The 11,807-nt window shown below is 71.9% G+C and carries 10 protein-coding genes and 1 riboswitch; of the genes, 9 read left to right on the forward strand and 1 reads right to left on the reverse strand.

Translation table 11 applies throughout. From position 1 onward, the window contains the following. Positions 1–5: 5 nt before the first annotated feature. Entirely contained in the window at positions 6–1,475 is a 1,470-nt protein-coding gene (locus tag M4I32_RS06440) for a D-alanyl-D-alanine carboxypeptidase (RefSeq protein WP_319033653.1), read from the reverse strand. Between the two features lie 35 nt (positions 1,476–1,510). After that, positions 1,511–1,620: riboswitch (TPP riboswitch) on the forward strand. Here M4I32_RS06440 and M4I32_RS06445 point away from each other — a divergent pair. From M4I32_RS06445 to M4I32_RS06485, 9 genes are all read left to right on the forward strand, one after another. Next, entirely contained in the window at positions 1,613–2,251 is a 639-nt protein-coding gene (locus M4I32_RS06445; RefSeq protein WP_319033654.1) for an ECF transporter S component, read from the forward strand. Its footprint overlaps the riboswitch before it by 8 nt. 1 nt (position 2,252) lies before the next feature. After that, complete coding sequence (locus tag M4I32_RS06450; protein WP_319033655.1) at positions 2,253–3,740, forward strand: ABC transporter ATP-binding protein; 1,488 nt, start codon at positions 2,253–2,255, stop codon at positions 3,738–3,740. Next, entirely contained in the window at positions 3,737–4,534 is a 798-nt protein-coding gene (locus tag M4I32_RS06455) for an energy-coupling factor transporter transmembrane component T (RefSeq protein ID WP_319033656.1), read from the forward strand. The genes M4I32_RS06450 and M4I32_RS06455 overlap by 4 nt, the downstream gene beginning before the upstream one ends. A 200-nt stretch (positions 4,535–4,734) precedes the next feature. Continuing rightward, positions 4,735–5,496: an SDR family NAD(P)-dependent oxidoreductase gene (locus tag M4I32_RS06460; RefSeq protein WP_319033657.1), complete on the forward strand. Its 762-nt coding sequence runs from the start codon at positions 4,735–4,737 to the stop codon at positions 5,494–5,496. Between the two features lie 43 nt (positions 5,497–5,539). Further along, the gene (locus M4I32_RS06465) at positions 5,540–6,319 is read left to right on the forward strand and encodes an enoyl-CoA hydratase/isomerase family protein (protein WP_319033658.1); all 780 of its coding nucleotides are present in this window, start codon (positions 5,540–5,542) and stop codon (positions 6,317–6,319) included. Then, a complete protein-coding gene (locus M4I32_RS06470) occupies positions 6,316–7,191 on the forward strand; it encodes an NAD(P)-dependent oxidoreductase (protein WP_319033659.1) in 876 nt (291 codons plus the stop codon). The genes M4I32_RS06465 and M4I32_RS06470 overlap by 4 nt, the downstream gene beginning before the upstream one ends. 203 nt (positions 7,192–7,394) lie before the next feature. After that, entirely contained in the window at positions 7,395–8,624 is a 1,230-nt protein-coding gene (gene rlmN / locus M4I32_RS06475) for a 23S rRNA (adenine(2503)-C(2))-methyltransferase RlmN (protein WP_319033660.1), read from the forward strand. A gap of 95 nt (positions 8,625–8,719) precedes the next feature. Next, positions 8,720–9,733 (forward strand): aldo/keto reductase family protein, encoded by a 1,014-nt coding sequence (locus M4I32_RS06480; protein ID WP_319033661.1) that lies wholly within the window; start codon positions 8,720–8,722, stop codon positions 9,731–9,733. A 75-nt stretch (positions 9,734–9,808) separates the two neighbouring features. Further along, positions 9,809–11,761, forward strand: a complete 1,953-nt coding sequence (locus M4I32_RS06485; RefSeq protein ID WP_319033662.1) for an ABC1 kinase family protein — start codon at positions 9,809–9,811, stop codon at positions 11,759–11,761. Positions 11,762–11,807 lie beyond the last annotated feature (46 nt).

An 11,807-nucleotide genomic window follows, 5' to 3' on the forward strand; every position in this document is an offset into this window, starting at 1 on the left:
CGCGTTCAGCCCGCGAGCCCCAGCAGCTCGAGCGGGTGCGTCAGCCGCCACCACGGCGAAGGATCGGCGACGGGCTCGGCGAGCACCGCGTCCACCTGAGCGCTGTCGGCCGGACCTGCCACACGCAGCGAACCCGCTGTGTCGCCCTCGTCTCGCTCATCCTGCAGGGCGACGGTGGGCGTGGCGGATGCGGTGCCCCCGTTCCACAGCACCACCGACGCATCCTCGCCGGTCACGACATCCACCGGCGCACCCCACCGGGTGCTGATCCGGCCCACCACCGTGCCGGCAGGCACCGCGACCGTCGGCTGCACCTGGGTCGAGAGCTCGGCCAGCACGGCGCGCGCGGCATCGAAACGACTCTCCGAGTCCGGTTGGCCGAGCACCGCGACCACCGTCTGCACGACGGTGTCGCCGACGGCGACCTCCTGCGCGGCCAGGAGGTTGTAGTCCTCGAACAGTGACCCGGTCTTCACCCCGACGACGCCGGGTTCGTCGAGCAGGATGTTCGTGTTCTCCACGGTGCCCACCTCCGGCAGCTGCACCTCGGCCGCGGCGACGATCTCGGCGATCACGGGCTCGGCCAGCGCGCGCTGGCCGAGCGACACGGCGGCGGCTGGGGTCGCGGTGTTCGCGGGGCTGATTCCCGAGGGGTCGACGACCTCGATGTCGACGAGACCGTGCGTCGTCAGCCACTGGGTGGCCGCCAGTGCGTATGCCTCCTCGGTCGGGTAGACCAGGCCCGCCAGGTAGTCGGCGTAGTTGCCGGCGGAGCCCACGAGCATGCCCTGCATCAGCTGCACCTGCGTCAGCGACGCGGTCTCGGGAAAGGGCAGTGCAGACTCCCCGGCGGCGAGATAGTCCCAGTAGGACTGGCGTTCGGCGGCGTCGAACGAGAACGAGGGCCCGGTCTCACCCTCGTCCAGGGGAAGCTCGTCGAGCACGACGAGTGCCGTCACGAGCTTGGTGATGCTCGCCATCGGAACGACCGCATCCGAACTCGACACCGTGGGTCCGAGTCCCGTCGCGGCTGCGGCAGCCGCACCCGCCTCGGGCCAGGCCGGATCGCTGGCCGGCGCCGCGGCGCTCTCGACCGCGAACGTCTCGACCGTGGGGGCGACGGATGCCAGGGGCCAGAGCAGCATCGTCACCACGTAGGCCGCGATCACCGCGGTCGTCGTCGCTATCGGCAGGAGCACCCCGGGGCGCCACGGCGAGCGCCGGGGCCACCGCTCGACGAGCGGGCGCGCGGGTTCCGGCGGCTGCGTCTCGGTCAGCCGGCCGACGGAGTCCTCCGAGACCCAGGCGAGAGCGCGCCCGCCCCTGGAGGAGGAGCCGTCCTCGCGCTCCAGGACATCGGGGCTGCGTTCGGCCAGCGCGACGCCCGCTCCCGTGTCCGTGCCGGGCGAGGACGACCCGTCGCGCAGGGCGCGACGGGTCAGTGCGTGCTCGGGAGGGGGGTCGCTCGAGGTCACACGCCTAACCTATCCGTCCCCTGCCGCTATACTCGTCGTGTCCACACGGGAGTCCGGTATGCCGGGCTGAGAGGAAGCGAACCACGCTTCGACCGTCGAACCTGATCTGGGTCATGCCAGCGCAGGAAGGAGATTCAATGAACACGTCTGTCCACACCCCGAATCCCACGCGTGAGCGTCGCGGTTTCGCTGCCATCACCTGGCGGTGGCGCGTCGTCGACATCGTCGTCGCCAGCGTCATCGGCGTCGCATGCGCGGCGCTCTTCCTGGTCTGGAACATCGGGTACGAGGGCCCGAGCGCGCTGCTCACGCCCCTGCTCCCCGGCCTGCAGGGCCTGCTCACCGGCCCCTGGCTGATCGCCGGCGTGCTGGGCGCGCTGATCATCCGCAAGCCCGGCGCCGCGCTCTACACCGAAGTGCTCGCGGCCGTCATCTCGGCGCTCGTGGGCAATCAGTGGGGCCCGCTGACGATCGTCTCGGGCATCGTGCAGGGACTCGGGGCCGAGCTCGTCTTCCTGCTGTTCGCCTACGCGATCTGGCGGCTCCCCGTCGCGATCCTGGCCGGTGCCGGAGCCGGACTCGCCGCCGGTATCAACGACCGCATCCTCTGGTACGCCGGCGCCGATGCCCTGTTCACCGTCGTCTACATCTGCGCCACCACCGTCTCGGGCGCGATCATCGCCGGACTGGGAGCGTGGCTGATCGCACGGGGACTCGCTGCCACTGGTGCCCTGGGCCGATTCGCCGCGGGGCGCGAGGTCAGTCGTCGCGTCTGAGATGCCCGGCATCCGTCGCGCCGACGGCGGCACCCGCACGACGCCGGCGGGCGTCGTCGCCTCCGGCTGGGGGTGGCGCTACGCCTCCCGGCGGGCATGGGCCGTCGCCGGGGCGACGCTGCGCATCGAGCCCGGCGAGCGCGTGCTGCTGCTGGGTGCCTCCGGCTCCGGAAAATCGACGCTGCTGCATGCCCTCGCCGGCGTGCTCGGCGGCGACGACGAGGGCGAGTCCACCGGCATCCTGACCATCGACGGTCGTGAACCGGGCGACGTGCGCGGTCGTGCGGGGATGGTGCTGCAGGATCCCGACAGCCAGGCCGTCATGGCGCGCGTGGGTGACGATGTCGCCTTCGGGTGCGAGAACCTGGGCGTGCCGCGGGACGAGATCGCCTCGCGGGTGCGCGAGTCGGTGCGCGCCGTAGGGCTCGACGTGCCGCTCGCCCACCCGACATCCGCACTGTCGGGCGGGCAGAAGCAGCGCCTGGCGCTCGCCGCGGCAGTGGCGATGCGTCCCGGCCTGCTGCTGCTGGACGAGCCGACAGCGAACCTCGACCCGGCGGGTACGGCGGAGGTGCGCGACGCGGTCGCCGAGGTCCTTGAGACGACGGGGGCCACGCTCGTCGTCGTCGAGCATCGCCTCGATGTGTGGCTGCCGCTCGTCGATCGCGTCATCGTCCTGGGGGGCGGTGGTGTCCTCGCCGACGGGTCGCCCGCCCAGGTGCTGGGCGAGCACGGGCGCTCCCTGGCCGCGGGCGGTGTGTGGGTGCCGGATTTCCCGCCACGGCACCCCGCACCGCCCGTGCGATCGCCCGGCGGCGCCCTCGTGCGCGCCGACCGGCTTCAGGTGTCGCGCTCGCGCGGTCGGCCGATCGCCGGCCCCCTCGATCTGGAGGTGCGGGAGGGGGAGGTTCTCGCGATCACCGGCGCGAACGGGGCGGGAAAATCGACCCTGGGGCTCACTCTCGCGGGGCTGCTGCGGCCCGAGGCCGGAGCGGTCGTCGCTTCGCCCGCTCTTGCCGCGGGCGCGAAGGGGCAGCCCACGCGGTGGTCGTCGCGTCAGCTGCTGACGCGCATCGGCACCGTGCTGCAGGACCCCGAACACCAGCTGCTGGCTACGACGGTGCGCCGCGAGCTCGAGGTGGGCCCGCGGGCGCTCGGCCACGACGAGGTGGCCGTGACGGCACGCGTGGACGATCTGCTCGCCCGCCTGCGTCTGGACCACGTGGCCGATGCCAATCCGTACACCCTCTCGGGCGGTGAGAAACGCCGGCTCACGGTGGGGGCGATGCTCGCCACACGACCGCGCGTGCTCGTCCTGGACGAACCGACGTTCGGGCAGGATGCCGTGACCTGGCGAGAGATGGTCGCGCTGATCGCCGACGTGCGCGACGACGGTGCCGCCGTCGTCGTGATCACCCACGACGCGGACGTGCTCGCGGCCCTGCACGCGCGGCCTTACGCGCTTGCACCCGCCGGCGGTGCCTCGTGAGCATCCAGGCGCTCGACCGCCCCCGGGCGCGGCGGGGTCCCGTCGCCACGGTCAATCCGGTGGCCAAGCTCGGGGCGGCGCTGCTGATCGCCTTCCCGCTCGTGCTGACGATCGACGTGGTCTCGGCGCTGACGGCCCTCGTGCTCGAGACCGTGCTGTTCGTGCTCGCCGGCGTCGGGTGGCGGGAGTTCTGGCTCCGCACCGCACCGGTGTGGATCGCCGCGCCCCTGACGGCGCTCACGATCGCGCTGTACGGCGCGGCATCCGGGGATGTCTACGTGGAATGGCTGTTCGTGCGGGTCAGCGAGGGGTCGCTCGACCTGGCGCTGGCGACCCTGTTCCGCATCCTCGCGATCGCTCTGCCCGGCGTGGTGCTGTTCATCTCGGTCGACCCCACGGACCTGGCCGACGGGCTCGCGCAGCGCGTGCGGCTGCCGGCCCGGTTCGTGCTCGGGGCCCTGGCCGGCATGCGGCTGCTCGGCCTGCTCGTCGACGACTGGCGGGCGCTGGCGCTGGCCCGCCGGGCGCGAGGCGTCGCCGACGCCGGTCGGCTGCGGCGCGGCATCGGCATGGCCTTCGCGCTGTTCGTGCTGGCGATCCGGCGGGGCACCAAGCTCGCCACCGCGATGGAAGCGCGCGGGTTCGGGGCGCCCGGACCACGCACCTGGGCCCGGGTCTCGCCCTGGGGCGCCGGCGAGTGGTGGCTGCTCGCCGCGGGTGCGGCGATCTCGGCCTGCGCCGTCACGGCCGCGCTGCTGACCGGCTCGTGGAACCTCATCCTCGGTCCTTCCTGACCCGGGCACCTCCCCGGGGCAGGACGGGGCGGGACAGGACGGGACAGGACGGGACAGGACGGGACGGGCAGGACGGGACGGGGCAGGACGGGATGGGGCAGGACGGGACGGTGCGGCATCGTGCGCGTACCCTGGGTCGGGATGCTGCGGTGCGTCGCACCGCGTGTGCCGCCGACGAGTCACGTTCGAGGGAGAACCGCATGCACGCCGACAGGACCGGCGCCCTGGTGGCCGGTGGGGCCAGCGGGCTCGGCCTCGCCACGGCACGACGACTGGCCGCCGACGGGGCGGTCGTGACCGTGCTCGATCTGCCCTCGTCGTCCGGCGCCGAGGTCGCGGCCGAGGTCGGCGGGATCTTCGTGCCGGTCGATGTCACGAGCGACGAGCAGGTGCGCGCCGCCGTGGCGCAGGCCGCCGCGCAGGCCCCGCTGCGGGTCGCCGTCAACTGCGCCGGCATCGCCCCGCCCGCGAAGCTGCTCGACCGCGACGGTTCGCCGACGCCGATCGAGGACTTCGAACGGGTCGTGCGCGTCAACCTGCTCGGCAGCTACACCGTCACCGCGCACGCCGCCGCCGCGATGGCGGCCAACGAGCCTTCAGCCTCCGGCGACCGGGGCGTCATCGTGAACACCGCAAGCGTCGCGGCGTTCGACGGCCAGGTCGGCCAGCCCGCCTATGCGGCAAGCAAGGGGGGAGTGCATGCGATGACCCTGCCGCTCGCCCGCGAGCTGGCGCGCCACGGCATCCGGGTCATGACGATCGCGCCGGGCATCATGCAGACCCCGATGCTCGCGGGGCTGCCGGAGGCCGCGCAGCGTTCGCTCGGCGACCAGGTGCCGCACCCCTCGCGGCCCGGGCGCGCCGATGAGTACGCGGCGCTCATCGCGCACATCGTCGCGAACACCTACCTCAACGGCGAGACCATCCGACTCGACGGAGCGATCCGGATGGCGCCGCGATGAGGCCGGCGACTCGCCATTCGACCACTGGCCGCGAGGAGCTGTCATGAGCGACCCGATCCTGCTGAACATCCACGACGGGCTCGCCCGGATCACCCTCAATCGTCCCGAGCGGCTGAACGCGTTCGACGAGGCCATGGCGCACGCCTGGGAGCTCGTGTGCGTCGATGCCTCCCACAGCGAGGATGTCGGGGCGATCCTCATCGAGGGCACCGGGCCCGCGTTCTGCGCGGGGGGAGACGTCGTGGCGATGTCGGAGACGGTGCGCTCCGGGCGCGAGGTCGCTGGCCTGGCCCGCCACATCCATGCCGGGATCCGGGCGCTGCTGCGCTCGCGCGTGCCCGTGGTGGCAGCCGCGCACGGCACGACCGTCGGCGGCGGTCTCGGAATCCTCCTCGCGTCGGACTACGCGATCGTCGGCGTGGACTCCCGCCTGGGCAGCCGATACGCGAACGTGGGTCTGACGCCCGATCTGTCGGTCTCGGCGCAGCTGGCCCGCGCCGTCGGCGAGCGCCGCGCGCTCCAGCTGCTGCTGGGCGATCGCCTGCTCACCGCCGAAGAGGCGCGCGAGTGGGGACTCGTGGCCGAGGTCGTCGACCCGGGCGAGGTGGCGAGCCGCGCCGAGGCCGTCGCCCGCGGGTGGCTCGAGGGGGCCACCGACGCGTACGGCGAGGCGAAGCGCCTCGTGCGCAGCGAGCGCGAACGCACACTGGCGCAGCAGCTCGACGAGGAGGCCCGCACGATCGGCGCCGCGTTCGACACCCCCGACGCCAGGGCGCGCATCGCCGCGTTCGTCCGCTCATCCGCACGAAAGGACGCCCCATGACGCACGACGGCTCCGCCCCGGCTGATTCCCCGGCCGCCACCCGCTCCCTCGCCGGCCGCACGATCCTGATGTCGGGCGGCAGTCGCGGCATCGGCCTCGCGATCGCGCTGCGCGCGGCCCGCGACGGCGCGAACATCGCCCTGCTCGCCAAGACCGACTCCCCGCATCCGCGCCTGGAGGGGACGGTGCACACGGCGGCGGAGCAGATCGAGGCGGCCGGCGGACGCGCGCTGCCGATCGTGGGCGACGTGCGCGACGACGATGCCATCACCGAGGCGGTGCTGAAGACCCAGGGCGAGTTCGGCGGCATCGACATCGTCGTCAACAACGCCAGCGTCGTCGACCTCTCGGGCTCGCAGGAGCTGACGGCGAAGAAATACGACCTGATGCAGGACGTCAACGTGCGTGGCACGTTCATGCTCAGCCGCACCGCCGTGCCGATCCTGCGCGAGAGCGAGAACCCTCACATCCTCTCGCTCTCGCCGCCGCTGAACATCACACCCCGCTGGCTCGGCGCCCACACGGGCTACACCCTCGCCAAATACGGCATGACGATGGCGACGCTGGGCCTCGCCGCCGAACTGGCCGACGCCGGCATCGCGGCCCACACGCTGTGGCCGCGGACGACGATCGCGACCGCCGCGGTGCAGAATCTGCTGGGCGGCGATCGGGTCATGGCGGCGAGCCGCACCCCCGAGATCTACGCCGACGCGGCATACGAGGTGGTCACCCGGCCCGCCCGGTCAAGCACGGGACGGTCGCTCATCGTCGAGGATGTGCTGACGGAGGCGGGGGTGACGGACTTCGCCCGCTACGCCGCCGTGCCGGGAACCCCGGACGAGGCCCTGTATCCCGACATCTTCCTCGACTGAGTCCACCGCCGGAGAGTCCTCGCCGCCGGGTGTCCGGGCCGGCCGCGTCGACAATTCAGTCTCGCGGCGGTGGCCACTGGCCGGGGCCCGCGAGAATACGCGGCCGTCGCGGGGCGGGTCCCCGCGGAGACTGGATTGTCGGCGCCGCCGTCGGCGCATCCCGCACAGGCGATCGGGAGCGTGACGCGGCTACCCTGGTGTCCATGACCGATTCCCCTCCCGTGCGCACGACGAAGCCCCGTCAGGTGCGCCCGCAGACCGAGGGCTGGTCGCAGAAGAAGGATGCCGAGGGTCGGCCCCTGCTGCAGTTCGCCTCGCCCAAGCGCGGCAAGCCGCCGGTGCACCTGGCCGATCTGACCCCCGCGCAGCGCGTCGAGAAGGCGACCGAGCTGGGGTTGCCGGGCTTTCGTGCGAAGCAGGTCGCGGCGCACTACTTCACCCACTTCACATCGGACCCGGCGCGGATGACCGACCTGCCCGCCGCACAGCGCGACGAGCTGGTCGCGGGCCTGCTGCCGCCGCTGTTGACCGAGGTGCGGCGCCTGCAGACCGACGACGGCGACACGATCAAGTTCCTGTGGAGGCTGCACGACGGCGCCCTCGTCGAGTCCGTGCTGATGCGGTACCCGGGCCGCATCACGCTGTGTGTGTCGAGCCAGGCCGGCTGCGGCATGAACTGCCCGTTCTGCGCGACCGGACAGGCCGGCCTGACCCGCAACATGTCGGCCGCCGAGATCATCGATCAGATCGTCCGCGCCAACGCCGTGATCGCCGCGGGGGAGCTCGGCGGGCGTTCGACCCGCTCCGCTCGCTCAACCGCCGGGAGTGGGCTCGAGCGGGTCTCGAACATCGTCTTCATGGGCATGGGGGAGCCGCTCGCCAACTACGCCCGCGTGATGCAGGCGGTCCGCGTGATGATCGCCGCGCAGCCGGAGGGGCTCGGGATGAGCGCCCGCGGCATCACGGTCTCGACGGTCGGGCTCGTGCCCGCGATCGGAAAGCTCGCCGATGAGGGCATCCCCCTCACGTTCGCGCTGTCGCTGCACGCCCCCGACGACCAGCTGCGCGATGAGCTGATCCCCGTGAACTCCCGCTGGAAGGTCGATGAGGCTCTGGATGCCGCGCGCGCCTACTTCGAGAAGACCGGGCGGCGCGTCTCGATCGAGTACGCGCTGATCAAGGACATGAACGATCACCCGTGGCGCGCCGACCTGCTCGCCGAGAAGCTCAACGCGCGCGGGCGCGGATGGGTGCACGTCAACCCGATCCCGCTGAATCCCACCCCCGAGTCGGTCTGGACGGCCTCGGAACGGCCCGTGCAGAACGAGTTCGTGCGCCGGCTCAACGCCGCCGGCATCCCCACCACACTGCGCGACACGCGCGGCAAGGAGATCGACGGAGCGTGCGGTCAGCTGGTCGCGACCTCGGAGTGAGGAGGGCGTTTCGTCTCGGTTCGCTCGCTCGACGCCCGGCTCCGCTCGCTCGACGCCCGGCCTTCGGCTGCTGCGTCGGCGGATAGCGTAGGGGCATGGTCAACTATCGCTACCTCGGCAACAGCGGTCTCAAGGTCTCGGAGATCACGTACGGCAACTGGGTGACGCACGCGTCACAGGTCGAGAACGAGGCGGCGATCGCGACCGTGCATGCCGCCCTGGACGCCGGGATCACGACCTTCGACACCGCCGACACCTACGCGAACACCGCCGCCGAGACGGTGCTGGGTGACGCACTCAAGGGCCAGCGCCGCGAGTCGCTCGAGATCTTCACGAAGGTGTACTTTCCGACCGGCCCGCAGGGGCCGAACGACACGGGCCTGTCGCGCAAGCACATCATGGAGTCGATCAACGGCTCGCTGACACGGCTCGGCACGGACTACGTCGACCTGTACCAGGCGCACCGCTTCGACTACGAGACGCCCCTCGAGGAGACCTTTCAGGCCTTCGCCGATCTGGTGCGGCAGGGCAAGGTGCTCTACATCGGCGTCTCGGAGTGGACGGCGGAGCAGCTGCGCGAGGGGCACGCCCTGGCGAAGGACCTCGGCATCCAGCTCATCTCGAACCAGCCGCAGTATTCGATGCTCTGGCGCGTGATCGAGGGGCGGGTCGTGCCCACGTCCGAGGCGCTCGGCATCTCGCAGATCGTGTGGTCGCCGATGGCGCAGGGTGTGCTCTCGGGCAAGTACCTTCCCGGTCAGCCCCTGCCGGCAGGCTCCCGCGCGACCGATGAGAAGAGCGGCGCCGCCTTCATCAAGGGATTCATGCGCGACGAGGTGCTCGAGGCGGTGCAGAAGCTCACGCCGATCGCGCAGCAGGCCGGTCTGAGCATGCCGCAGCTGGCTATCGCGTGGGTGCTGCAGAACCCCAACGTTGCCGCCGCCCTCGTGGGCGCGTCCCGTCCGGAGCAGCTCGCCGACACGGTGAAGGCCTCGGGCGTGACCCTGGATGCCGATACCCTCGCCGCGATCGACACGGCCCTGTCCGGGGTCGTGCAGGACGATTCCGCCGCCACCTACGAGACCTCCCCCAAGCGCCGACTCGTCTGATCGCGGGCGGAGCGCGGACCGCCGACACCCGCGCGGGGCGGGCGCGCCGGCGGGGTGAACTGACAGAATCGCCCCATGCCCCGCTGGCTCCTCGTCGTCATCGCCGCGATCGTCTTCGCGCTCGTCGCGGCGTGGGTCATTCGCCGTCTGCTCGATGTCTACGTCGGCTGGCTTCGGGCGACGATCACGTCCGTCGTCGTCTTTCTGGTGGCGATTCCCGTCGCGACGTGGTCGTTGACGGCGGCGGATGTGATGGTGGACGGCCGGGTCGCGGTCTCGGGCGGGATCGCGCTCGCCTTCTTCGCCCTGACCCTGGGGTGGATGTTCGCCGCGGTCGTCATCGTGGTGCTGACGCTGGAGTTCCTCTGGCCCTCGCACCGGATGCGCAATCCGCTGCGGGTGGTGCGCGAGGCGATCCGCCGACGGGACCGCGCGCGGCGCTACGCGCAGATCATCGCGATCGGCTCGCGGCACGGGCTCGGCTTCTACGAGAGTCGGCGGCGCGGCGACGACGACGAGCTCCCGTCCGCGCTCGTTGCGGCGATGAACGAGGCGGGCGTCACCTTCGTCAAGCTCGGTCAGGTGCTCTCGTCCCGGCAGGACGTGCTTCCTCCCGCCCTGATCGAGGCGTTCTCCACCCTGCAGATGGACTCGACGCCGATTCCCTGGCCCGAGGCCGAGGCGGCGATCACGCGCCAGCTCGGCCGGCCCGTCGACGAGGTGTTCGCTGAGATCGACAGGACGCCGCTCGCGGCGGCCTCCGTCGCACAGGTGCACGCCGCCCGGCTCGTCAGCGGCGAAGACGTCGTCGTGAAGATCCAGCGTCCTCGCGCACGGGCACAGGTGACGACGGACCTGGACATCCTCGCGCGGCTCGCGGCGGATGCGGAGCGGCGCACCGACTGGGCGAAGGACTACGGCATGCGCGCGCTCGTCGAGGAGTTCTCGCGATCCCTGCGCGACGAGCTGGACTACCGCATCGAGGCGGTGAACACCGAGATGCTCCGGGCCACGGTAGCGGCATCCCCGACACAGGTGCTGCGGGTGCCGCGCGTCTTCGAGCAGTACTCGACGCCGCAGATGCTCGTGCAGGAGCGGGTGATCGGAACTCCGTTCGGGCGGCTGGCAGCGGACTCGCTGGCGCCCGAGCAGGCGAGGGCCGTCGCCGACGCCCTCGTCGACGCCGTGATCGATCAGATCGCCGTGCGCGGGGTGTTCCATGCCGATCTGCATCCGGGCAACGTGATCCTCGGCGAGGACGGCGCCGTCACGCTGATCGACTTCGGCTCAGTGGGGGTGCTCGAGGCGAGCATGCGCCGACTGCTGCTGCCGATGCTGATCGCGATGGCGAACGAGGACGACATCGCCGTGACCGACGTGGCCCTGCTCATGTGCGGCCCGCCCGCAGGCGACGGGGACATCACCCTGCTGCAGCGTGACATCGGGGTGATCCTGACGCGGATCCACAACGCGCACCTCGACCAGAACGTCTTCCGTCTGCTGCTCGACGTGCTGCGCCGGAACCGGATGGCACTGCCGCCCTCGCTCCTGCTCGTCTTCCGCACGCTCGCCTCGCTCGAGGGGACGCTGCGGCGGCTCGTGCCCGACTACGACATGATCTCGCGTGCCCTCGAGATCGCCCCGCGTCTGGCGCTGTCGCTGCTCTCGCCCCGCGGGGCGGCCCTCACCGCGCAGACCTGGGCGGCTCTTCTCGCCGAGCAGACGCGCCGGATGCCGCGCCGCCTCGAGTCCCTGACGCGCTCCCTCGACGAGGGCACGCTCTCGGTGCGACTGCGGGCGTTCGAGGGCGACGAGGAGCGCTCGTGGGTCGAGGGGCTGGCCGGCCGGATCACCACCACGATCATGGGCGTCACCCTCGTCATCGCCGGGATCCTCCTGGCCGTCGACGACGGCGGTCCCATGCTCACGGGCGACGCGCCGGCCTTCGGGTTCCTCGGCAGCGTGACCGGGCTGGGGGGTCTGCTTCTGCTTCTGCGCACCCTGCGCAGCGCGCTGCGTCGGCGCTGATCTGTCGAGCTTCTTCTGTATGCGCTCTTTGGTTCGTGGGGGTGGA

Source organism: Microbacterium sp. LRZ72 (assembly GCF_033792225.1).
Classification (GTDB): Bacteria; Actinomycetota; Actinomycetes; order Actinomycetales; family Microbacteriaceae; genus Microbacterium.

Coding starts and splice junctions, on each gene's coding strand:
- M4I32_RS06445 (WP_319033654.1), top strand. CDS start 1,613: ATGAACACGTCTGTCCACACCCCGAATCCCACGCGTGAGCGTCGCGGT.
- M4I32_RS06450 (WP_319033655.1), top strand. CDS start 2,253: ATGCCCGGCATCCGTCGCGCCGACGGCGGCACCCGCACGACGCCGGCG.
- M4I32_RS06460 (WP_319033657.1), top strand. CDS start 4,735: ATGCACGCCGACAGGACCGGCGCCCTGGTGGCCGGTGGGGCCAGCGGG.
- M4I32_RS06465 (WP_319033658.1), top strand. CDS start 5,540: ATGAGCGACCCGATCCTGCTGAACATCCACGACGGGCTCGCCCGGATC.
- M4I32_RS06470 (WP_319033659.1), top strand. CDS start 6,316: ATGACGCACGACGGCTCCGCCCCGGCTGATTCCCCGGCCGCCACCCGC.
- rlmN (WP_319033660.1), top strand. CDS start 7,395: ATGACCGATTCCCCTCCCGTGCGCACGACGAAGCCCCGTCAGGTGCGC.
- M4I32_RS06480 (WP_319033661.1), top strand. CDS start 8,720: ATGGTCAACTATCGCTACCTCGGCAACAGCGGTCTCAAGGTCTCGGAG.
- M4I32_RS06485 (WP_319033662.1), top strand. CDS start 9,809: ATGCCCCGCTGGCTCCTCGTCGTCATCGCCGCGATCGTCTTCGCGCTC.